This window comes from Sphingobacterium phlebotomi, from assembly GCF_008180195.1.
In the GTDB taxonomy this organism is placed as follows: Bacteria; Bacteroidota; Bacteroidia; order Sphingobacteriales; family Sphingobacteriaceae; genus Sphingobacterium; species Sphingobacterium phlebotomi.
Window position 1 is genome coordinate 65,553 of sequence record NZ_VTAV01000006.1, and the last position, 24,884, is coordinate 90,436.

The window sequence follows — 24,884 nt, forward strand, 5'->3', positions numbered from 1 at the left end:
TTCATCTTTAAAAGTTTGCATTGAGTCCTACCGTAAATGTTCGAGGTTGGGGTACATTAAACGTATCTACACTAAAGAAACGTGGGTCCATATTGTTGCTAACCTGTGGATCCCATCCCGGATAATTACTAATCAGAAACAGATTGTCTGCTTGGAGGAAAGTCCGCAAGCCTTTGATGTGATATTTGTTCAATGTAGGTGTTGGAAAATTATAGCTTAACATAAGCGTTCTCAACCGTATAAAAGACCCGTCTTCCAACCAACGGTCGGAGTTACGTGTATTATTAATGTCGCCGTTTAATGCGCGTGGATATTTATTCGTAGAACCTGGGCCAGTCCATCGATTTTCAGCATGTTCTGCCATAACTGCGCTATTATGGCCTAATCGCGCCACCTCGCCCTGCCATTGTGCAAAGACATCATTGCCATAGACATAAGACAAAAACACATCTAAGGAAAATCCTTTATACCGGAAGGTATTATTCCATCCCCCGGAGAAATCCGGGTTAGATGATCCCATGACCACTCGATCGTTGTCATTGATAAGACCATTGCCATCCAAATCCTGCCACTTGACATCGCCGGCCCGTATGCCAATATCGTATTGCGATTTTGGGACCTCTCCATCATATTGATAGATTCCTTCCATTTTGAACAGGTAGTACGCACCGATCTCTTTGCCGACCTGCAATGCCCTATTACCCCCGATACTGATCGGTTCGTCATCCCCAATAAGCGAGGTGATCTTATTTTTGTTCGTTGCAATATTAAATTGGGACAGCCATTGGAACTGACCGAAATTAAAATGCGTGTTGAGCGTGAATTCAGCACCGCGATTTCGCATTGAACCAATATTGGAAGTAATGGAAGTGACACCTGTCGTCGCATGTACTGGCATAGAGTAGATCAGATCGGTTGTATTCTTCTGATACCAATCGACCATGACGTTTACTTTACCGTTCAACAGTCCGAGATCAAACCCGACATCATACTGTCCGGCCTTCTCCCATGTCAATGTTTCGTTTCCAAAAGTATTGACGGCAATACCGCTGTTACCAAGATAATTATACCCACCCTGCATTAAGGCTTGGTAAACGTAGCTGCCTAAGCCGTCTTGATTACCGGTACGACCGTAGCTCATTCTGAACTTAAGATCTGTACCACTTCCCTGCATAAATTCCTCTTCCGAAATATTCCAGCCCGCAGATATCGACGGAAACCAGCCCCAGCGATTGTCTCGATGAAAACGAGAAGACCCGTCGGTTCGCAGCGTACCTGTCAATATATAACGATCCAAGTACGAAAGCGTCGCGCGACCAAAATAAGATTCCAGGGTATAAATACCACGTCCGGAAGAAGATATCGTCTCTGCAGCGGCACTCGCTACGACGAAAGATGGAGAAGGAAATCCTCGGGCATCGATATAGGTGGTACGCGTATCAATTTTCTGGAAAGAATGCCCCGCAATAGCATTCAGCGAAAAATCACCAAACTTATCATTGTAAGTCAAAACATTCTCAAACAAATAGTTTCTAATCAACCTGTTACGGTCCAACAATCTTCCCACTCCCATCCCATAAGGATGGTTCTCGTTGTAATAGGTATGGTCGTAGGTCTGTGTCACATCCGCATTAAACGACGATTTCCAAGATAGCTTATCTTTCCATTTCAATGTGGTATAGAAATTCCCCAAATAGCGTAAATCTTCGATATATACTGTTTGCTCGTTAAGGATCTGCATCGGATTGTGATATACCAGCTCGTTCGTACCGCCAACGTAATAATCACCATTTGGTTTGTAAGGTCTGTCAAACGGACGCTGTTGTATAGATCGACCTATAATAGTCGTTCCAAGAGAAGCTCCGGGAATTTGATTATTCCGCACATAATTCGCTGAATTATTCGTTCCAATTTCCAACCAAGGTGCTACTTCATAACTCATCTTCCCCCGCAGGTTGATTTTGTCCATGGAGTTGGTCTTGATAACGCCCTCCTGTGTGGTATACGCTGCGGCGAAGTAGTTTTTCATCTTCTGTGTTCCGCCCGAAACCGCTGCATCTACTGTAAAAAAAGAACCTGTTTGCGTAATAACATCCATCCAATCCGTGTCAGGTAGGTTGCCAAATGGGTTAGAAATAGGTAATTTGTATCCGGAGTTACCGATCTGTAGCCCGTACTGTTCATTGTAATTGGCAATCCCTTCATTCATACTTTTTACATACAGTTCGGAATCCGCCATTTTAATTTTATTCAAATAAGGGAATTGTGTCATACCGCCATTCACATTGAGACGTATATCCGCACGCCCTTCTTTTCCAGACCGGGTCGTAATCACAACCACCCCATTGGTTCCCCTGGAGCCGTAGATGGCTGCTGAAGCGGCATCTTTCAATATCTCTATGGATTCAATATCTGCTATATTCAATGTTGCTAATGAGCTCATGGATTCGCCAAAGTCGTACAGGTTACTGTTTGAATTGGTGATCGGCACACCATCAATGACATATAACGGCTCATTGCTTGCACTTAACGAAGATATCCCCCGGATACTGACCCGTTCCCCACTTCCCAAGTTGCCCGATCCTGTTGCCGTAGAAACCCCAGCGATTCGACCATCCAACAATTGAGCAGGGCTATTTACAGGACGCATCGTAGATTCATCTACATTCATTTTACTAATGGCACTTGTTACAAGCGCTCTTCGCTGTGTTCCGTACCCGACGACCACAACTTCTTCTACCTTTTCACTAACTTCTGACATACGAACAAGCAAGGAATTGTTATCACCTGCCCGAACCAAAAAACCGCGTTCGACATATCGTTCATATCCGAGCCTGTTGAATGCCACATCGTAAGATTTACCGGCCGTCAAACCTGTTAGGGAAAAGATTCCCTTATCGTTGGCAGAAGCCTGAAAACGTCTGTTCTGGACATCATCCACAGCTTCTACTGTAACTCCCGCCAACGGTTTCCCTCTGCTGTCTACTACCGTTCCCCGGATGACAGTAGATTGTTGAGCGAAAGATATCAAAGGCACCATTAACAATAGCATGACCGCATATTCCTTCATCACACATAATAATTTGTTCTTTTGCTTCATAATATCTATTTCATTTTTTCAACATTAAAAATTGGACAAAACGGTTCCTTCCGACCCTCTCGGGCCGATTCACATTTTTTATTCATATCATCGTTTATTAGTTATTTTTCTCTATCCGAATCGTACGTTCCTCTTTATGATAAATCAAATCATTCATATTACATATAATATCTACCACCACATGTAGGGAATCTGTAGGCTGAAAATCACCTGTAAATGACAACTGACCCACATCAACACCGGATAGGTCTACGCGTACATCATATTTTCGCGCAACACGACGAAAGACTTCACCCAGAGAGGTCTTATCAAACACCAATAGATCGCTTTCTGCATCTGTCGGTGCCTTCTCCCTCTTCTCGGGTCGCACTTTCTTTTTAGCAACCGACATAGACGGCGAAGTCCGGCCGGAAACTGCCCAAAGCCCACTGAACGGATTAACACGAAGTTCTTCTCCCGGTTCCAAATAGACATCCGACAGGGTTACCGAACTGTTGCGGGAAGAACGTACAACAACTTTTCCCGAAAATAGATTCACTTTAAACATTTCTGCATGATGAGCACTGACAGAAAACGTCGTTCCCAATGCCGTCGTAGAATATCCTTCTGCCCAAACGGAAAATGGTCTTAATGTATCTTTTGCCACTTCAAACGTCGCTTCCCCTTCCAGAAAAACATCACGTTTATTTACATCAAAATGGGACACATAAGTAATAGAACTCCCCGATGTCAACGATGCCTTAGAGCCGTCTTCCAATAAAACAATAAGATCTTCTTGATCCATATTTTTATGTACGATCGTGTCTGGCATCGAAACTATCGTAGAGACCATCGTATGTGACGGCTCATTATTCTTTAGATACATGGAGATTCCCCAACCAAAGAGTACCAATACTACTGCTGCGACGGCAATCCGCACCAAAGGTCGGATACGGTGTATAAGTGGAAGATGTACTTCTTCGTCAATACCTGCAACCGATTTTATTTCGGTAAAAATCTGTGCAGCACGTTCAACTTTCAGGTCATTCTCGGAAGGCTCTTCTGCCAAAAACGCCTGCTCCATATGAGCTCTCCATTCGGGATTGTGCTGTTCCAGATACCGAAGCATCTCCTTTCTCTCCTTTTCAGTAGCTTTTCCTTGCCAAAATTTTTCTATCAAATATGTTATTCTATCCATGGATCTCTATTCTTAAATACACACGTTTCCGGTTTAGGGATACATTTCCGTATTAAGGAGCAAGGTATATCCGGCTCTATACAATAAATACTCCGATTCGCAAAAAAGGGGATAGTTTTTAAGAAAGAAAATTAAATTTTATCTGAAAAGACGCTGGTTATCACGATTGCAGTATAAAGATGTGGGTATTTAAGTGTGATATAATCTTTAATGGCACGGTTGGATTGTTTTAGATAATCCTTTACAGAGACCGTGGATATCCCCATCATGGAAGCGACCTCCTCCTTTGCCTTTCCTTCAAAACGACAAAGTTTGAATACTTCCTTTTTTCGGGAGGGAAGCGCATTGACCGCTTCTTCAACAATCGTCCACTGCGCGAGGTATTCTTCTTCATTGACAGTTTCCTCCGGCAAGATATGTTCATAATCGGTATATTCTTCTACATAATCAAGCGATTCTTTCAACTTCCTTTTCAAGAAAGTTGTCGCTTTATTAAAACTTACGACAAATAACCATCCGCCGACCGATTGGTTCGATTTGATCGTGGATCGATGTTCCCACAAAGCAACAAACACTTCCTGCAGAATATCCTCCGCATATTCTGGCTGTCTTACCATTTTCAGAACATTGGCATAGACCGGCCTGTTGTATCGATCGTATAGCGAACGAAATGCTTCTACGGACCCTTTGTTAAGGGTACTGACTAGTTTTTCATCAGACAGCTTTGAACGCATCATAAAAGTTAACAGGTGTACTAAACAAATGTACAAAATCCAACAATAGTCACAAAAGTATTTAAAAGCCTTTACGCTTCACCCCAAAACGATGTTATGAAATTATGAATTTTGACTAGTGCCTAGCTATTGGGTATCGTGATGAAATGGCAACGATTTCGTAAACAACACTATAAAGTTTAAAAAAAAACGCTAATTTAACCTCCAAAATAGAACATTCATGAACCTTGTATTATCCTTTGGGGAGATATTGATCAGACAGCAAAGTCTTGGGAACACATTCTTTGATAAAAACAACAATCGTTTAGAGATTTTCCCTGGTGGCTCGGAAGCCAATGTGGCAGCTTCGTTAGCACAAATGGACAATAACGTCGCGTATTGTAGTGCATTCCCACAAAATGCGCTATCAGATGAAATTTTGAACATTTTAGAAGACCTTCAAGTTGACACGACGAAAGCGCTCCGCATTGGCGACCGGTTAGGCTCGTATATCCTGATGTCGGCCAATGGCCTTTCTAAAGGAGAAGTAATCTACGATAGAAAGTATTCCAGTTTCAGTCAATTGACTGTTGCCGATATTGATGTCGACAAACTATTTGACGGAGTATCCTGGCTGCACTGGACAGCACTTACGCCAGCCCTTAACCAAAACATGGCAGATCTTATGTTGGTGTTACTTCAAGAAGCTTCCAACCGAAATATCACCATCTCTGTCGACTTGAATTACAGGAACCGCTTATGGCAATATGGTAAAGAACCCGTAGATATTATGCCTCAACTCGCGGCTCATTGCGATGTTGTTATGGGCAATATCTGGGCTGCAAATAAAATGCTAGGTACCACTGTTGACGAATCTTTTGATAGAAATACACCGCAAGCCACATATCTAGCTGCTGCAGAAAAATCTGCTAAAGAAATTTTTCAGAGATATCCAAAATGTAAACACGTCGCTTATACCTTTCGCTTTATGGATAACCCGAATCACAACCTGTTTTACGGAACATACCATACACCTACGGAGCACGTCAGTTCTGATATTATGGAAACGTTCGAGGTCATTGACCGTATCGGAAGCGGAGATGCGTTTATGGGGGGATACATTCATGCCTTGGTCAACAACATGACACCGCAGGAGGTTATCAACACTGCAACAGGTGCCGGCTACCAGAAGCTATTTGTAAAGGGTGATTTTGGGGACGGGAAAATAAAGTAAAATCAGTATTTAGAGGAAACTGCGGTTCTCTCCTCCGGAGGAGAGAACCGTGCGACCAGCATTGCGGCAACAGTATCGCCAGTAGCATTCAGTACCGTAGCCAGCGGGTCAACCAGCGCACCGATAATCATGACCGCCGGAACCGCTTCATTCGGAATACCATATACCGATATCATCAGCATCTCGCCGATAAATCCCCCATTAGGAATACCGCCAGCAACCATACTGACCAATATCGTGATACCGACCGCTGTGACCATCGTCATCGGTTCAAAAAAATTCCAGCCCAAAATAGCAAAGGCAACATATATTTTGAGAATGGAAGATATGGCAGAACCATTTTTGTACAAAGTATTGCCTAACGTAACCACGACATTCGCGACAGCATCCGGGATACCCATGCTTTTGGCGGCAAGGAGGTTGGAAGGTAACGTAGCCAGGCTGCTGCAGGTACTCAATGCCGTAAGGGATGGTGTAATGTTATATTTCCAGAAGACCTTTACCCCTCGCCGACCATGCGCTGCAAAAGCATAGCAGGAAAAAACGACAAAGAAGAAAACTGTTCCGAAAATGTAGTAAAAACCAAGTGGTTTCGCATAAAAACCAAATAATTCCGGACCTAGTGTCTGTACTTGATAGGCAAAGTAAGCCCCTAAACCTAGAGGTGCCGCCCTCATGAGGATATTCAACATATTTTTCATGACTTCATTTCCGGCGATCAGAAATTGCAGAAAAGGCTTTGCCACATCACCGCTCCTGCGCACAGCGATACCGATTAAAAAAGAAAACAGGATAAAGGCTAGGATATGCTGCCGGGAGAGCAAATGGGCGAATTCCTCTACGGTCAAAAACTGCACGATTCTATCCCCCCAACTTATTGTCGGACTATCGGGTAAAGCCATTGATAAGGTGGATGCATCTTGCGATGCCGTGACCGGAAACAACCATAAAACCATGATCGTGAGTATGGCAGCGATGATGATCGTCAGCACGAAAACAGCAATCATTACAGATAATATGCGCCCTAATTTGTTATGCTGTCCAATATTTGCTATCGACGAAGCTATCGCAAAAAACAAAAGCGGAATAACAGACACAAACAGCAGATGGAGAAAAATATCGCCCAGCGGCTTAATAACCGGCACGATATCCGGCAGCAATAAACCAATCAGGCTTCCACAAGTAATACCAACGAGAAGAAGTATAATGCTGCTGTAGTTTGTTAGTATCTTATTCATCACAAGTTTCGCTGTACTAAAATAAAAAAAATCCCGAACCTTTTTAGTCCGGGATTTCGCTGTATTTATATTACGATACAATCAAAAACTAGTCTTCTTCTTTAGAAGCCAATAGTTGATCGTATTCTTCACGCGAACCAACAATAATATTGCTATACTCACGTAAACCAGTTCCTGATGGAATTAAGTGACCTACAATTACGTTTTCTTTCAAACCTAACAAGTCGTCACGTTTACCTGCGATAGCAGCTTCGTTCAAGACTTTTGTCGTTTCCTGGAAAGACGCAGCCGAAATGAACGACTTCGTACCTAATGACGCACGGGTAATACCTTGCAATAATGGGCTTGAAGTTGCTGGAATAGCATCACGAACCTCTACTGTTTTCAAATCTTGACGACGTAAGCTCGAGTTTTCTTCACGAAGTTTACGCATGGTCACAATTTGACCAGCTTTCAATTCCTTCGAATCTCCCGCATCAACGACAACTTTCTTATCAAACAACGAGTCGTTTTCTTCCATGAAGTCCCATTTATTAGCAGCCTCTTTTTCCAAGAAGCGTGTATCACCTGGATCCTCGATATTCACTTTCTGCATCATCTGGTGAACGATGGTTTCGAAGTGTTTATCGTTGATTTTCACCCCTTGCAGGCGGTAAACCTCTTGGATACCGTTTACGATATATTCTTGAACCGCTGCAGGACCTTTGATGGAAAGAATATCCGCTGGGGAGATAGAACCATCTGACAGTGGCATACCTGCTTTTACAAAGTCATTATCCTGTACCAGGATATGCTTAGAAAGTGGCACTAAGTATTTCTTGATCTGTCCATCTCTGGATTCAATCGAAATCTCACGATTACCACGTTTCACACCACCTAGCGTAACAACACCATCAATCTCCGTAACAACGGCCGGGTTAGAAGGATTACGTGCTTCGAACAACTCGGTTACACGAGGAAGACCTCCCGTAATATCGCGTGTTTTACCTGTAGCACGAGGAATCTTCGCTAAGATCGTACCTTCTTTTATTTTTTTACCGTCCAATACCGAAACGTGAGCTCCTACAGGAATGTTATACGAACGCAATACATCACCCGCTAAATCCGTAATCTTAATCGTCGGGTTTTTCGTTTTATCACGTGTCTCGATAATAACTTTCTCTTTGTGCCCGGTTTGTTCATCCGATTCATCACGGAAAGTAACCCCTTCAATAATAGCTTCGAACTCAATTTTACCTGGGAATTCAGAGATGATTACCGCGTTATACGGATCCCAGTCTGCCAACACTTTCCCTTTTTCTACCTTATCGCCTTCATTCACGTATACATTAGCACCGTAAGGAATAATCTGGGTATATAGTACTTTTCTATCATCACTTACGATACGAAGCTCTCCAGAACGACCGATAGCTATTTGGTAAGGTCCTTCTTCACCTTCTTTGGCTACGGAGCGAACATTTTCAAACTCGATCTTACCATCGTATTTTGCAACGATACTAGATTCTGCCGCAATATTCGACGCTGTACCACCGACGTGGAATGTACGAAGTGTCAGCTGTGTACCAGGCTCACCTACAGACTGTGCTGCGATAACCCCTACAGCTTCACCCATTTGAACACGCTTACCGGAAGCAAGGTTCCGTCCATAACAAGCGGCACAGACGCCACGTTTAGCCTCACAAGTTAATACGGAACGAATCTCAACACCTTCGATACCAGCTTCTTCAATCGCTGTTGCTATATCTTCGGTAATATCTTCGTTTGCCGCAGCGATCAACTCTCCGGTTTCCGGATGGTACACATCATTCAACGGTGTACGTCCCAGGATACGATCGTACAATGGCTCTACGATATCATCGTTTTCTTTAAGTGCAGTCTTGTATAGACCACGCAGCGTATTACAATCTTCTTCCACCACGATCATATCTTGCGCAACGTCGTGCAGACGACGAGTCAAGTAACCCGCATCGGCTGTTTTCAACGCCGTATCGGCAAGACCTTTACGCGCACCGTGGGTAGAGATAAAGTATTCCAATACCGATAGACCTTCTTTAAAGTTTGATAGAATTGGGTTCTCGATAATCTCACCTCCCGATGTACCAGACTTCTGTGGTTTCGCCATCAGACCACGCATACCGCACAACTGACGAATCTGTTCTTTAGAACCGCGGGCACCAGAATCCAACATCATATAAACAGAGTTAAATCCTTGGTTATCGTTCGAAAGAATATCCATCACGTATGCCGTTAATCTATTGTTGATACGTGTCCAGATATCGATAATCTGATTGTAGCGTTCGTTGTTGGTAATGAAACCCATGTTATAATTGTTCATTACTTCTTCAACTTCATTCGTCGCTTGCTCAATCAAATCAGCTTTCGCAGCAGGGATATTCAAATCTTGCAAGTTGAATGACAAACCACCTTTGAAGGCTGTTTGGAATCCTAACTCTTTCATATCATCCAGGAATTGTGCTGCCCGAGCCATACCCGTAGTCTTCACAATGTCACCAATGATATTACGCAATGATTTCTTTGTCAAAAGTTCGTTGACATATCCCGTTTCCTCAGGTACGATCTGGTTAAAAATAACCCGACCAACCGTAGTTTCAATGATACCTTCAACAATTTGACCTTCTTTATTTCTGTTTCTCGTTTTTACTTTAATAAAAGCGTGCAAGTCAACTTTGTTCTCATTCAAGGCAATAATAACCTCTTCTGGCGAATAAAATGTCATTCCTTCACCTCTTACTTTATGATCCTCTGTAGACTTCCGGCCTTTTGTAATATAATAAAGACCCAATACCATATCTTGAGATGGTACCGTTACGGGAGATCCGTTTGCCGGGTTAAGAATGTTGTGCGATGCCAACATCAAGATTTGGGCTTCCAAGATCGCCGCGTTACCTAAAGGTAAGTGAACCGCCATCTGGTCACCGTCAAAATCGGCGTTGAACGCTGTACACACTAAGGGGTGTAATTGGATCGCTTTACCCTCTACCAACGTAGGTTGGAAAGCTTGGATACCCAAACGGTGAAGTGTAGGTGCACGGTTAAGCAATACAGGGTGTCCTTTCAATACATTTTCTAGAATATCCCATACGACTGGATCCTTGCGGTCAACGATTTTTTTCGCCGATTTAACCGTCTTTACAATACCTCTTTCAATCATCTTGCGAATGATGAATGGTTTATAAAGTTCCGCAGCCATATCTTTAGGAAGACCACACTCATGTAATTTCAAGTGCGGACCAACGACAATTACCGAACGAGCCGAGTAATCGACACGCTTACCCAATAAGTTTTGACGGAAACGTCCTTGTTTACCTTTCAAAATATCAGATAACGATTTCAATGCGCGGTTACCTTCCGTTTTCACAGCATTCACTTTACGCGAGTTATCGAACAAAGAGTCTACTGCCTCTTGAAGCATACGTTTTTCATTACGTAAGATTACTTCCGGCGCTTTGATTTCAATCAAACGTTTTAGACGGTTGTTACGGATGATCACACGACGATATAAGTCGTTCAAATCAGACGTCGCAAAGCGTCCACCGTCCAACGGTACCAATGGGCGTAATTCCGGTGGAATAATCGGAACAATTTTCACGATCATCCATTCCGGACGGTTTTCAATCCGGGTGTTCGCGCCACGGAAAGCTTCTACGACATGAAGACGTTTCAACGCTTCATTTTTACGTTGTTGCGAAGTTTCATTAGCAGCTTGGTGACGTAAATCGTACGATAATTGGTCTAAGTCAATACGTTTTAAAAGTTCCTCCATCGCCTCAGCGCCCATCTTAGCAATGAATTTCTGAGGGTCGGTATCATCCAAATATTGGTTTTCTTTTGGTAAGGTATCCAAAATATCCAGATACTCTTCCTCCGTCAAGAAATCCATATAGGAAATACCATCTTCTTCTTTGATACCCGGTTGAATAACCACATATCTTTCGTAATAGATGATCATATCCAATTTCTTGGTGGGAAGCCCCAACAAATAACCAATTTTATTAGGAAGAGAGCGGAAATACCAAATGTGTGCTACAGGAACAACCAAATTGATGTGTCCCATGCGTTCACGACGTACTTTTTTCTCCGTTACTTCCACACCACAACGGTCACATACGATACCCTTATAACGAATACGTTTGTATTTACCACAGTGACATTCGTAGTCCTTTACCGGACCAAAAATACGCTCACAGAATAAACCATCACGCTCAGGTTTGTAGGTACGATAGTTGATCGTTTCTGGCTTCGTAACCTCACCGCTAGAACGCTCCAAAATCGTTTCTGGAGAAGCCAAGCTGATCGTGATCGATGTGAAGTTACTTTTAATTTTATTATCTTTTTTATAAGACATACGTTGTATAACTTAAAGATGTATGTAAGACCTATCACGTTAAAAAACAGATAGGTCTAAATTTTATTAATCCAATGTGATATCTAATCCTAAACCACGTAATTCATGTACCAATACGTTGAACGATTCCGGTACGGATGGTGTTGGAAGGTTGTTACCTTTCACGATAGCCTCGTAAGTTTTCGCCCGGCCAACGACATCATCTGATTTCACGGTTAAGATCTCTTGTAGGATATTTGACGCACCAAATGCTTCCAATGCCCATACCTCCATCTCACCAAAACGCTGACCACCAAATTGTGCTTTACCACCTAATGGTTGTTGTGTAATCAACGAGTACGGTCCGATAGAACGCGCGTGCATTTTATCATCTACCATGTGTCCTAATTTCAACATGTAGATAACACCCACCGTAGTCGGTTGGTCAAAACGCTCGCCTGTCAAACCATTGTATAGGTAAGTTCTACCCGACATTGGTAATTTAGCTTTAGCGATCCACTCTTCCACCTCATCCATTTCTGCTCCGTCAAAGATTGGCGTTGCAAACTTGGTTCCGAGTTTTTGACCAGCCCACCCCAGAACAGTTTCGTAAATCTGTCCTAAGTTCATCCGTGAAGGTACCCCTAATGGATTCAACACGATGTCTACTGGCGTACCGTCTTCTAAGAATGGCATATCCTCATCACGAACGATACGGGCAACGATACCTTTGTTACCGTGGCGCCCTGCCATCTTATCTCCCACTTTCAATTTACGTTTCTTAGCCACGTAAACTTTCGCCATTTGAACGATACCGGATGGTAATTCGTCTCCGACAGAAATAGCGAACTTCTCTCTTTTGAAAGCACCAAGTTCTTCATTGATCTTGATGTTATAAAAGTGAAGGGCTAACTTGATCAACTCGTTCTTATCTTCATCCGTCGTCCATCCCGTTGGATTAATATGCGCATAATCCAAATCCATTAAGATTTTCTGTGTGAATTTAGCTCCTTTTGGTACGAGCAATTCTTTATACACATTATATACCCCTTGGCTGGTTTTGCCATTCACAACAGTGAACAATTTCTCTACCAAACGATCTTTCAGTATTTTTACTGCTTTATCGTGTGCAACTTCTAATTTGTCTAATGCTTTTCTTTCCGCTTCTTTAGACATTTTTTTCGCACGGGAGAATAGCTTCGTATCGATAACCACACCTTTCAAAGAAGGTGATGCTTTCAATGAAGCGTCTTTCACATCACCAGCTTTATCTCCAAAGATAGCACGTAATAACTTCTCTTCCGGTGAAGGGTCAGATTCGCCTTTAGGTGTGATTTTACCAATTAAGATATCACCCCCATTAACCTCAGCACCAACACGGATAATACCATTTTCATCCAAATCTTTCGTTGCTTCTTCCGAAACATTCGGGATATCGGATGTCAATTCCTCTTCACCTCGTTTCGTATCACGAACCTCTAATTCAAACTCCTCAATATGCAGAGAAGTGAACAAGTCTTCCGATACAACACGTTCGGAGATTACGATCGCATCCTCAAAGTTATATCCCTGCCAAGGCATGAATGCAACTTTTAAGTTACGACCAAGTGCCAATTCCCCATTTTCTGTTGCATAACCTTCACACAACACCTGACCTTTGTTTACTTTCTGACCTTTAGTAACGATCGGCTTCAAGTTGATACAGGTATTCTGATTGGTTTTCTTGAATTTTGTAAGTGTATATGTCTTTACATCATTATCAAATGATACCAACCGATCACTATCTGTACGCTCGTAACGAATTTTAATCTCGTTTGCATCGACATATTCAACCACTCCTTCGCCTTCGGCATTGATCAACGTACGCGAGTCAGATGCTACGCGAGCCTCTAGACCGGTACCTACGATAGGTGCCTGTGGTTTCAATAATGGAACAGCTTGACGTTGCATGTTCGATCCCATCAACGCACGGTTTGCATCATCATGCTCCAAGAATGGAATCAATGAGGCGGCGATCGACGTAATCTGGTTTGGTGCAACGTCCATATAATCCAATTTCTCCGGCTCGATAATCGGGAAGTCACCTTCGTATCTCGCTTTTACTTTAGGATCTTCAAAGTTACCTTGATCATCATATTGTGCATTTGCCTGCGCAATCGTTTTATCATCTTCATCTTCTGCTGACAAGTATACTACGGGTTCATCAACCACGACTTTACCATCTCTAACTTGGCGGTAAGGGGTCTCAATAAAACCTAAGTTGTTGATTTTCGCGTGTACAGCCAAAGAAGAAATCAAACCGATGTTCGGACCTTCTGGGGTTTCAATCGTACACAAACGACCATAGTGTGTATAGTGAACGTCACGTACTTCGAAACCTGCACGTTCACGCGATAGACCACCAGGTCCTAAAGCTGATAAACGACGCTTGTGCGTAATCTCCGCTAATGGGTTGGTTTGGTCCATAAATTGAGACAACTGGTTCGTACCAAAGAAAGAGTTGATAACAGACGACAATGTACGTGCGTTAATCAAGTCTGTTGGCGTAAACACTTCGTTATCTCGAATATTCATCCGCTCGCGAATGGTGCGTGCCATACGGGAAAGGCCAACTCCAAATTGAGCATACAACTGCTCACCTACCGTACGTACACGACGATTGGATAGGTGATCAATATCATCCACTTCCGCTTTGGAGTTAATCAAATTAATGAGATACTTCACGATGGCAATAATATCCTCGCGTGTCAATACTTTTGTATCGTCCGCTGTATCCATTCCCAATTTACGGTTGATGCGGTAACGTCCTACATCCCCTAAATCATAACGTTTATCCGAGAAGAACAAACGATCAATGATACCACGTGCTGTTTCCTCATCTGGCGGTTCTGCGTTACGCAGCTGACGATAGATGTGTTCTACAGCCTCTTTTTCAGAGTTTGAGGTATCTTTCTGTAAAGTGTTATATATAATCGAGTAGTCCGCATTATTTACGCCATCTTCTCTAGCAAGGATAATAGATTTTACCCCCGCATCGATGATCATTTCAATGTGATCTTCCTCTAAAACAGTTTCACGTTCTAAGATGATTTCATTACGGTCAATAGATACGACTTCACCCGTATCCTCATCCACGAAATCTTCTATCCATTTTTTCAATACCCTAGCCGCCAAACGACGGCCAACATATTTTTTAAGACCAGATTTACTTACTTTAACCTCATCTGCAAGATCAAATAGCTCAAGGATATCCTTGTCGGAATCGTAGCCGATCGCGCGTAACAAAGTAGTAACTGGGAATTTCTTTTTACGGTCGATATAAGCATACATCACGTTGTTTACGTCCGTTGCAAATTCGATCCAAGATCCTTTAAAAGGAATTACCCTTGCAGAATAAAGTTTCGTACCATTTGTGTGTCTACTCTGACCAAAGAACACACCAGGAGAACGGTGCAACTGGGACACGATGACACGCTCAGCACCATTGATAACAAAGGTACCTTTCGGCGTCATGTAAGGAATCGTACCCAAATATACATCCTGTACAATGGTTTCGAAATCCTCATGTTCTTCATCATTACAAGATAACTTTAACTTTGCCTTGAGCGGGACACTATAAGTCAATCCACGTTCGATACACTCTTGTATATCGTAACGAGGTGGATCGATGAAATAATCCAAAAACTCGAGCACGAAGATGTTTCTTGAATCAGAAATAGGGAAGTTTTCCGAGAAAACCTTGAACAGCCCTTCCTGATGGCGGTTGTCAGAAGTAGTTTCCAGTTGAAAAAACTCCTTGAAAGATTGCAATTGCACATTTAAGAAATCCGGATAATCGATCACCTTCTTACTTATAGCAAAATTTACTCTTTCGTTTTGAATATTATTGTTTGCCAAGGGAATAAGTATTTTAGTTTAAAAAAACTGAGCCAACTATGCTGTAATCATATTTATATCAAATGTCAGCATCCATTTGATACATGTAATAATATAAACAGGAATAGACTCTGTCAATATAATGACAGAGTCTAAACCTTTAAGGTGCTTTTTATAGTGAGATTACTTGATCTCAACAACAGCTCCAGCTTCTTCTAATTGTTTTTTCAAAGCTTCAGCTTCGTCTTTTGAAACACCAGTTTTCAATTCCTTAGGAGCACCGTCCACTAAATCTTTAGCTTCTTTTAATCCTAAACCAGCTAAGTCTTTAACCAACTTAACGACTGCTAATTTTTGACCACCAGCTTCTTTCAAGATAACGTCAAATGAAGTTTTCTCTTCAGCAGCAGGAGCATCGCCACCAGCAGCAGGACCAGCAACTGCAACAGCTGCAGCAGCAGGCTCGATACCATACTCGTCTTTTAGGATATCAGCTAATTCTTTAACTTCTTTTACTGTTAAGTTAACCAACTGTTCAGCAAGTTGTTTTAAATCTGCCATTTTATTTTGAATTTTTGAATGTACTTAATAAAAATTGTTAATTAAAAATACACGAACATTCTATAGGAGGTGTTCGTTAACCTCTTTCTTCTAAAGCTTTTACCAAACCTGAAATTGTATTCCCACCTGATTGAAGTGCGGAAATAACATTCTTTGCAGGAGATTGAAGTAATGCGATAACGTCTGCGATAAGTTCTTCCTTAGATTTAAGAGAAACTAAAGCATTCAACTGATCATCACCAACAAAAGCAGTCTCTTGGATGTAAGCCGCTTTCAACACGGGCTTATCACCTTCCTTACGCAATTGTTTGATCAATTTCGCTGGCGCATTTCCTATTTCAGAGAACATCAACGTAGAAGCACCTTTAAGTACACTACGCAATTCTTCTGAATCAATCCCCGCTTCAACAAGGGCTTTCTCGATCAACGAGTTTTTAGCAACCTGGATTGCTATACCTTGTTCGTAACCTTTGCGGCGAATGTTATTTACTTTTTCAACAGTTAAATCAGCAGTGTCAGTAATATAGAAATTACCGTAAGATTTAATCTGTTCGGCCAAAGCTTGAACAATTGCTTGTTTTTCTTCTTTTCTCATGATTAAATTCCTGCTACTGATTTAGTCTCCACATGAATACTAGGACTCATGGTTGAAGAGATATGAATACTCCTAAAGTATGTTCCCTTAGCAGCGGAAGGTTTAAGACGCGCAATAGTTTGTAATACTTCTAATGCATTGTCATAAATCTTATCTGCCTCGAACGACGCTTTACCCACTGAAGTATGGATGATACCTGTCTTGTCGACTTTGAAATCAATTTTACCACCTTTAACTTCCGTTACAGCTTTACCTACTTCTGTAGTTACTGTTCCAGTTTTAGGGTTAGGCATCAAGTTTCTAGGACCTAAAATACGTCCTAATTTACCCACTTTAGCCATAACGCTAGGCATAGTAATAATGATATCAACGTCAGTCCAACCACCTTCGATTTTGCTGATATAGTCATCAAGACCTACGTAATCCGCCCCTGCTGCCTTAGCTTCTTCTTCCTTATCAGGAGTACACAATACTAAAACACGTACGGTCTTACCAGTTCCGTGAGGTAATGTAGCGATACCACGAACCATTTGGTTTGCTTTACGGGGATCCACGCCTAAACGAACGTCGATATCCACAGAAGCATCAAATTTCGTCGCAGTAATCTCTTTAACCAAAGCTGCTGCTTCTTGTAAAGAATACGCTTTACCAGCTTCAATTTTGGATAGTGCCGCTTTTTGATTTTTTGTTAATCTAGCCACTTTCTTAAACTGATTTCGTTAATTAATTGTTCCAAGGAGCGCTACCAGAAACGGTAATGCCCATACTACGTGCTGTTCCAGCCACCATTTTCATAGCGGACTCTACAGTAAATGCATTCAAATCAGGCATTTTATCTTTGGCGATAACCTCAACCTGCTCCCAAGTAATGGAAGCCACTTTTTTACGGTTAGGTTCACCCGACCCACTTTTCAGTTTAGCTGCATCTTTTAACTGAACAGCTACTGGTGGAGTCTTGATGATAAAATCAAATGATTTGTCGCTGTAAACTGTAATGACAACAGGCAGTACTTGACCTGGTTTGTCTTGCGTGCGAGCGTTAAATTGCTTACAGAAATCCATGATATTCACCCCTTTAGCACCCAACGCAGGCCCTACAGGAGGAGATGGATTCGCAGCACCGCCCTTTACTTGTAATTTTACTAACGCACTGACTTCTTTTGCCATTTTGTTTTGAATTTAATTGTTAAATGTTTGTTAGTAAGGTGGAAGCATTATAACGTAACATTTATTGTTTTCGAAAGCTATAATAAAACTATATAACCAAACGAGGTGCAAAGATAATAAGAAGTTTTGAAATAAAAAAGACAAAAAAGAAAATATAAATAAAACCAATACGACATTGAAATTATAAATAAACACCCAATTTCTTTTAAACGTATATTTGGATATACCCAACGGGGTGTTATGTATAACCGAAAACAAATAAATAAAAATAGAGAAAATGGAGAACAACACAAACGACATCGGCAAATGCCCTTTCCACAATGGAGGACAATCTAAGGAGGAGAAAGTTGCTCCTATTGGAGGCGACGGAACCCGCAACAATGATTGGTGGCCGAATAGATTAAAGCTTAATCTTTTGCGACAGCATTCGTCATTAACAAATCCAATGGATAAAGAATTCAATTATGCTGAAGCATTTAAAAGCTTAGATTACGAAGGATTGAAAAAGGATATCCAAGCCCTTATGACGGATTCCCAGGACTGGTGGCCGGCGGATTTTGGACATTACGGGCCACTTTTCATCCGCATGGCCTGGCACAGTGCCGGCACCTACCGTATACAGGACGGCCGTGGCGGTGGTGGTCGCGGACAGCAACGTTTTGCCCCGTTGAATAGCTGGCCGGATAATGTAAGCTTGGATAAAGCGCGGAGACTACTTTGGCCTATTAAGCAGAAATATGGCAATAAAATTTCTTGGGCGGATTTGTTAATCCTAACGGGCAACGTTGCCTTAGAATCTATGGGCTTCAAAACATTTGGATTCGCAGGTGGACGTGAGGACGTATGGGAAGTGGATGAGGATGTTTACTGGGGCAAGGAAACGACTTGGTTAGGTGGTGATGCGCGTTATGCACGTGGTTCCGAGGGGGCAGAAGAAAATCACGGTGTATTAGTATCTGATGACGATGCTGATGGGAAAATCCATAGTCGCGACTTAGAAAATCCGCTTGCAGCCGTGCAGATGGGACTTATCTACGTGAATCCCGAAGGACCTGATGGTAATCCGGATCCGATAGCCGCTGCCTACGACGTTCGAGACACCTTCAAGCGGATGGCGATGAATGACGAGGAAACCGTCGCACTGATTGCGGGCGGACATACCTTTGGGAAAACACATGGCGCTGCTCCGGCGGACAATGTGGGACCGGAGCCAGAAGCGTCAGATTTAGAATCGCAGGGACTCGGTTGGCACAACAGCTATGGTACAGGCAAAGGTGGTGACACGATCACTAGCGGTCTGGAAGTGACCTGGACTTCTTCGCCGACTAGGTGGACGAACAACTTCCTATGGAATCTATTTGGATACGAATGGGAACTTACGAAAAGCCCCGCAGGTGCACATCAATGGATACCTAAACATGGAATGGGTGCCAACACAGTACCGGATGCGCATGATCCCAATAAAAAACATGTTCCATCTATGCTGACAACTGACCTCGCCTTACGTTTTGATCCAGAATATGAGAAAATAGCTAGACGGTTTTTAGAAAATCCAGATCAGTTTGCAGATGCTTTTGCACGTGCATGGTTCAAGTTGACGCACCGTGATTTAGGACCAAGATCTCGTTATTTAGGCCCTGAAGTGCCTGAAGAAATTCTTATCTGGCAAGACCCTGTTCCGGAAATCGACCATGAACTTATTCATGAAGATGACACCGCAACACTCAAATCCCAAATTCTAAGCTCCGGTCTCACCGTTTCCGAACTGGTATCGACTGCATGGGCGTCCGCTTCTACATTCCGCGGTGGCGACAAGCGCGGTGGTGCCAACGGAGCCCGTGTCCGTCTAGCTCCACAAAGAGACTGGGAAGTAAACAACCCGGCACAGCTAGCTAAGGTATTGGATGTATTAGAAAATATCCAGACAGCATTTAACAATACACAAAGTGACAACAAAAAAGTATCGCTTGCAGATCTAATCGTTTTGGGCGGCAATGCGGCCGTTGAAAAGGCTGCACAGGCGGCCGGCGTGAACATCACTGTTCCTTTTTCTCCGGGGAGAACGGATGCAACACAAGAGCAAACAGATGCAGAATCGTTCGCGTATCTTGAGCCGAAAGCAGACGGATTCCGCAACTACGTAAAAACCAAGTATGCAACTCCTACGGAAGCCTTCTTAATTGACAAAGCACAACTATTGACACTAACTGCTCCAGAACTAACTGTCCTTATTGGCGGGCTACGTGTATTAGATACGAATTATGACGGCTCTAAACACGGTGTGTTTACAACACGACCAGCAGTGCTCACTAATGACTTCTTTATCAATCTGTTGGATATGCACACACAATGGAAAGCTCAATCTGACGAGAAAGAAATATATGAAGGTTATGACCGAAGCAGCAATGACCTGAAATGGACAGCTACCCGGGCCGATTTGGTATTCGGCTCCAATGCTGAACTAAGAGCGGTTGCCGAAGTATACGCAAGTGCTGATGCGCAGCACAAGTTTGTTCACGATTTTGTAGCCGCCTGGGATAAAGTCATGCACTTAGATCGGTTTGACTTAAAGTAAAATAGAAAAGGGGTTAATCGCTATCCGATTAACCCCTTTTCCCATATAGTAACTTCTATTTATTCTTTTTCTACCTGCATGTAGTTTAACTCCAGTGGAGTCTTCCGACCGAAGACCTTCACCATCACGGTCAATTTCTTCTTGTCTTCGTGGACCTCTTCTATTTCTCCGGTAAAACCGTTAAACGGTCCATCGTTTACTTTCACTGTTTCACCTACATAGTATGGAACATTCATGCTTTCGCCCTGTTCCGCCATTTCATCTACCTTACCTAGAATCCGGTTTACTTCAGCAGGACGCAAAGGAATAGCATTTCCCGCTTTATCACCAAGGAAACCAATTACGCTATTCAGATTCTTAATTGCGTGCTCAATCTCACCGTCCAATGCAGCCTCGATCAACACATATCCAGGATAGTAGTTACGCTCTTTTGCAACCTTCTTCCCATCACGCATCTGGTAATATTTTTCCATTGGAATCAATACCTGAGGCACTAAGTGTTGGATACCTAAGCGGTTTACCTCAGCCTCGACGTACTGCTTCACTTTCTTCTCTTTTCCACTAACGGCACGAACTACATACCATTTTAACGATTGATCTGCCATAAAATTTTTAATGATAAATTTAGGAAGTAATTCCGTACAACAACTCCAATAGATTACTTGAAGCTTTATCCATCACAAATATCAACAAAGCAATAATGACAGACGCTACAAGTACTACTACCGCCGAGTTTTGTAATTGCGCCCAAGTAGGCCAAGTTACCTTCTCTGTAACTTCGACATAGGAGCTTTTTAAAAAATCAAGTACTTTAGCCATTTTTTAGTTTACCTAAATTATTTTAGCAGGGGTACCAGGATTCGAACCCAGACCAACGGTTTTGGAGACCGCTATACTAACCATTATACTATACCCCTTGGTTTTTTTGATGACGCAAATATAGCGTTTCAACGCTATTAGCGCAAATATTATTTACTTTTTTTCTACTTAATTGACACGTAGTACAAGTAGAAAAAAACAAGCTAACCAGCCTAAGCCAATTAGCTTGTTTTTATTATGCTAGGATAATCTTAAAAGATTACGCTAAGATTTCAGTTACCTGACCAGCACCTACAGTACGACCACCTTCACGGATAGCGAAACGTAGACCTTTTTCCATAGCGATAGCGTTAATCAATTTTACTGTGATGGTAACGTTATCACCAGGCATAACCATTTCAGTACCTTCTGGTAAAGAGATTTCTCCTGTTACGTCAGTTGTACGGAAATAGAATTGAGGGCGGTATTTGTTGAAGAATGGTGTGTGACGACCACCTTCAGCTTTTGACAATACGTAAACCTCAGCTTTGAAATCTGTGTGAGGAGTTACTGTTCCTGGTTTTACGATAACCATACCACGACGGATATCAGTTTTCTCAATACCACGCAACAATAAACCTACGTTGTCACCAGCTTCACCATAATCCAAAATCTTACGGAACATCTCAACACCTGTTACAGTAGATTTCAAATCTTCAGCACCCATACCTAAGATTTCAACCGGATCACCAGAGTTGATTACACCTCTTTCGATACGACCAGTAGCAACTGTACCACGACCTGTGATAGAGAATACATCCTCGATCGGCATCAAGAAAGGAAGCTCAGTCAAACGTGGAGGGATTGGAATGTAATTATCTACAGCATCCATCAATTCCATGATTTTATCAACCCACTGAGGCTCACCATTCAATGCGCCCAAAGCAGATCCTTGGATAACCGGAATATCGTCACCAGGGAATTCATAGAATGATAATAGTTCACGAACTTCCATTTCAACAAGTTCTAACAACTCAGGGTCATCAACTAAGTCAACTTTGTTCAAGAACACTACTAACGCAGGAACACCTACCTGACGAGCCAACAAGATGTGCTCACGAGTTTGAGGCATAGGACCATCAGTCGCAGCAACCACGATGATAGCTCCGTCCATCTGTGCAGCACCAGTAACCATGTTTTTCACATAGTCAGCGTGACCTGGACAGTCAACGTGCGCATAGTGACGGTTTTGTGTTTGGTATTCTACGTGTGCCGTGTTAATTGTGATACCACGCTCTTTTTCTTCAGGAGCTGAGTCAATTGAATCAAATGAACGAGCTTCTGAAAAACCTTTATCAGCCAATACTTTAGTGATAGCAGCTGTAGTAGTTGTTTTACCGTGGTCAACGTGACCGATCGTACCAATGTTTAAGTGTGGTTTACTACGGTCAAATTTCTCTTTTGCCATGTTTATGCGAATTAGTAATTATAAAATGTTTCTCTATTAAATCCTTTACAAAAGTAATAAACTTTCATATTTTTTGAGCCAAAGATGGGATTTGAACCCACGACCTCTTCCTTACCAAGGAAGTGCTCTACCCCTGAGCTACTTCGGCTTATCAAAAGCCTATCTACAGATGATAGCCTCTACCTTATCAGACAAATTCATCAAAAAGACAGAGACTTAAATCAAACGTTAAAAAAAGAGCGGAAGACGGGCCTCGAACCCGCAACCTATAGCTTGGAAGGCTATCGCTCTACCAATTGAGCTACTTCCGCTGATTGATTTTAGATTGCTCGATTTGAAAACAATTTCCAAATCGCCATGTTACGTTCTAAAATCGGGTGGTGGAGGGAGAAGGATTCGAACCTTCGAAGCCGAAGCAACGGATTTACAGTCCGTCCCATTTGACCGCTCTGGAACCCCTCCAAACCTGCAAAATAAATTGCATTTAGAGCCTCTTATCGGGATCGAACCAATGACCTACTGATTACAAGTCAGTTGCTCTACCAGCTGAGCTAAAGAGGCAATATTTTAATTTTAAAAAACTCTCCAAAGAACATCTACCTTTTCAGATAGCGAGTGCAAAAATCCAATTTAATTTTGATATTTGCAAGTTTTTTAAAAACTTTTTTACTGTGTTAAAGAACGCTAATGATCAACCACAAACAACCTTTAATGCATTTGATTTTGATGAGGCAAAGATAGCGACTACATCCAAACTACAAAAATATTTTACAAAAAAAAACGGCTGTTTATACCATATACTTGATACGCAAGGAAATAATTTACATCTTGCACCGCATTTTCAAGACTGTTACTTATGTTGATAAAACTAAATCCATATTTCGGAAATATCTTGTTATTGACTTCATTGTTCATGACCTCACTTTTTTCACCGACTTATGCTCAAGAACAAACATTTGTAAAGAGAATCGTAAAAAAATTCGTTTCTGCGGAAAAAGATTCTACCCGAAGTGCCAGTTTAATTGTTTTGCCCGCCTTGGGATATGCTCAGGAAACCGGCGTGGAGTACGGTATTGCTGGAACATATAATTTCTACTTAGATAAAGCTGATCCACACAGCCGAACGTCCAACATAACGCTTATGGGGACACTCACCACTAAAAAACAGAAAAACATCAAACTGCTTACCGATATATGGACCAAAGACAATGATTACCATATTTTAAGCGAGCTACGGTATCGGGATTGGCCCTTTAATTTCTATGGTCTCGGGTCAGATACGTGGTTGGCCGATGAGGATTTTTTGGAACATCAACTCACGCGGGCGAAGGTCGATGTAGAAAAGAAAATTGTCTCCAGATGGTATGCCGGTGTAAATGTGGAATATGAAAATTTTAGGTTTAACGATCGTGAACCCGGAGGCGTTTTTGAACACCCCGACGTGTTAGGAAGAAAAGGTGGCCAATATTTAGCCTTCGGTGTATCATCTCTATACGACACAAGAAACAATACCACTTACACGACCGATGGCTTCTATTCCCGACTAAAATATGCTTACGCCCCACGTTTCTGGGGGGGGGGGAATTTCGTAGGAAGTCAACTAGAAGCTGATGTCAGAGGGTTTCATGCCCTTTCACCAGAAATAACGCTTGCCGGACAAGTGCTTTACCGCGGTACCTTCGGGGAAAACGTTCCCTTTTACGCCTATCGCGATTTAGGAGGCGACATGACGATGCGTGGGTATTATCTGGGACGATATAAAGATAAGAACTATGCCACCGCGCAACTTGAATTGCGGTATCGTTTCATACCTCGGCTTGGTGTGGTTGGGTTTGGTGGAACAGGTGGCACCTTCTCCCAACAACACGATTTTCGATTCGTACCCAGCTTTGGCGGCGGCCTCCGCTATTTCTTTAGCTTAGAACATAACAGTACCATCCGTTTTGACTACGCCTTTGGCGAAAAAAGACCCGGCGAAAAGAGACAAACAGGATTTTATTTAAGTATCAGTGAGGCTTTTTAATTCCGTGTTTTCAC

Annotated in this window: 16 protein-coding genes and 5 tRNA genes; 3 read left to right on the forward strand and 18 right to left on the reverse strand. The window is 42.3% G+C overall.

Annotation, left to right across the window (positions count from 1 at the left end; genetic code table 11):
- Positions 1-7: 7 nt before the first annotated feature.
- The 3 genes from FXV77_RS10910 to FXV77_RS10920 form a co-directional block, all read right to left on the reverse strand.
- Complete coding sequence (locus FXV77_RS10910; RefSeq protein ID WP_148919270.1) at positions 8-3,100, reverse strand: SusC/RagA family TonB-linked outer membrane protein; 3,093 nt, start codon at positions 3,098-3,100, stop codon at positions 8-10.
- A gap of 97 nt (positions 3,101-3,197) precedes the next feature.
- Positions 3,198-4,277 carry a FecR family protein gene (locus tag FXV77_RS10915; RefSeq protein WP_148919271.1) on the reverse strand — a complete coding sequence of 360 codons (1,080 nt, stop codon included), beginning with the start codon at positions 4,275-4,277 and terminating at the stop codon, positions 3,198-3,200.
- A gap of 131 nt (positions 4,278-4,408) precedes the next feature.
- Positions 4,409-5,014, reverse strand: a complete 606-nt coding sequence (locus tag FXV77_RS10920) for an RNA polymerase sigma factor (RefSeq protein WP_148919272.1) — start codon at positions 5,012-5,014, stop codon at positions 4,409-4,411.
- 217 nt (positions 5,015-5,231) lie between these two features.
- On the opposite strand from FXV77_RS10920, the gene FXV77_RS10925 reads away from it, so the two are divergent.
- Positions 5,232-6,224, forward strand: coding sequence for a sugar kinase (locus FXV77_RS10925; protein ID WP_148919273.1), 993 nt, complete (start codon positions 5,232-5,234; stop codon positions 6,222-6,224).
- 2 nt (positions 6,225-6,226) lie between these two features.
- On the opposite strand, the gene FXV77_RS10930 is transcribed toward FXV77_RS10925, so the two are convergent.
- The 7 genes from FXV77_RS10930 to rplK form a co-directional block, all read right to left on the reverse strand.
- The gene (locus FXV77_RS10930; RefSeq protein ID WP_148919274.1) at positions 6,227-7,462 is read right to left on the reverse strand and encodes a dicarboxylate/amino acid:cation symporter; all 1,236 of its coding nucleotides are present in this window, start codon (positions 7,460-7,462) and stop codon (positions 6,227-6,229) included.
- 88 nt (positions 7,463-7,550) lie between these two features.
- Positions 7,551-11,828 carry a DNA-directed RNA polymerase subunit beta' gene (gene rpoC, locus FXV77_RS10935; protein ID WP_148919275.1) on the reverse strand — a complete coding sequence of 1,426 codons (4,278 nt, stop codon included), beginning with the start codon at positions 11,826-11,828 and terminating at the stop codon, positions 7,551-7,553.
- 66 nt (positions 11,829-11,894) lie between these two features.
- Positions 11,895-15,704 (reverse strand): DNA-directed RNA polymerase subunit beta, encoded by a 3,810-nt coding sequence (gene rpoB / locus FXV77_RS10940; RefSeq protein WP_148919276.1) that lies wholly within the window; start codon positions 15,702-15,704, stop codon positions 11,895-11,897.
- A 162-nt stretch (positions 15,705-15,866) separates the two neighbouring features.
- On the reverse strand, positions 15,867-16,244 hold the full coding sequence (gene rplL / locus FXV77_RS10945; protein ID WP_148919277.1) for a 50S ribosomal protein L7/L12: 378 nt from the start codon (positions 16,242-16,244) through the stop codon (positions 15,867-15,869).
- Positions 16,245-16,320: 76 nt separating this feature from the next.
- Complete coding sequence (gene rplJ, locus FXV77_RS10950) at positions 16,321-16,839, reverse strand: 50S ribosomal protein L10 (protein ID WP_148919278.1); 519 nt, start codon at positions 16,837-16,839, stop codon at positions 16,321-16,323.
- 2 nt (positions 16,840-16,841) lie between these two features.
- On the reverse strand, positions 16,842-17,540 hold the full coding sequence (rplA, locus tag FXV77_RS10955) for a 50S ribosomal protein L1 (RefSeq protein WP_148919279.1): 699 nt from the start codon (positions 17,538-17,540) through the stop codon (positions 16,842-16,844).
- Positions 17,541-17,562: 22 nt separating this feature from the next.
- Positions 17,563-18,006, reverse strand: coding sequence for a 50S ribosomal protein L11 (rplK, locus tag FXV77_RS10960; RefSeq protein WP_105717079.1), 444 nt, complete (start codon positions 18,004-18,006; stop codon positions 17,563-17,565).
- Between the two features lie 277 nt (positions 18,007-18,283).
- Here rplK and katG point away from each other — a divergent pair, with 277 nt between their 5' ends.
- On the forward strand, positions 18,284-20,581 hold the full coding sequence (gene katG / locus FXV77_RS10965; RefSeq protein ID WP_148919280.1) for a catalase/peroxidase HPI: 2,298 nt from the start codon (positions 18,284-18,286) through the stop codon (positions 20,579-20,581).
- 59 nt (positions 20,582-20,640) lie between these two features.
- Here the strand turns inward: katG and nusG are convergent, their stop codons facing one another.
- The 8 genes from nusG to FXV77_RS11005 form a co-directional block, all read right to left on the reverse strand.
- Positions 20,641-21,186 (reverse strand): transcription termination/antitermination protein NusG, encoded by a 546-nt coding sequence (gene nusG / locus FXV77_RS10970; protein WP_130143186.1) that lies wholly within the window; start codon positions 21,184-21,186, stop codon positions 20,641-20,643.
- A gap of 19 nt (positions 21,187-21,205) precedes the next feature.
- Positions 21,206-21,400, reverse strand: a complete 195-nt coding sequence (gene secE, locus FXV77_RS10975) for a preprotein translocase subunit SecE (protein ID WP_105717076.1) — start codon at positions 21,398-21,400, stop codon at positions 21,206-21,208.
- Between the two features lie 26 nt (positions 21,401-21,426).
- Positions 21,427-21,498 (reverse strand) — tRNA-Trp (locus FXV77_RS10980).
- A 161-nt stretch (positions 21,499-21,659) separates the two neighbouring features.
- On the reverse strand, positions 21,660-22,847 hold the full coding sequence (gene tuf / locus FXV77_RS10985; protein WP_148919281.1) for an elongation factor Tu: 1,188 nt from the start codon (positions 22,845-22,847) through the stop codon (positions 21,660-21,662).
- A 76-nt stretch (positions 22,848-22,923) separates the two neighbouring features.
- Positions 22,924-22,995: transfer RNA gene (locus FXV77_RS10990), tRNA-Thr, on the reverse strand.
- 90 nt (positions 22,996-23,085) lie between these two features.
- A tRNA-Gly gene (locus FXV77_RS10995) sits at positions 23,086-23,158 on the reverse strand.
- A 67-nt stretch (positions 23,159-23,225) separates the two neighbouring features.
- Positions 23,226-23,309: transfer RNA gene (locus FXV77_RS11000), tRNA-Tyr, on the reverse strand.
- Positions 23,310-23,335: 26 nt separating this feature from the next.
- Positions 23,336-23,408 (reverse strand) — tRNA-Thr (locus tag FXV77_RS11005).
- Positions 23,409-23,703: 295 nt separating this feature from the next.
- Here FXV77_RS11005 and FXV77_RS11010 point away from each other — a divergent pair.
- Positions 23,704-24,870 (forward strand): BamA/TamA family outer membrane protein, encoded by a 1,167-nt coding sequence (locus FXV77_RS11010; protein WP_246162424.1) that lies wholly within the window; start codon positions 23,704-23,706, stop codon positions 24,868-24,870.
- Positions 24,871-24,884: the final 14 nt, after the last annotated feature.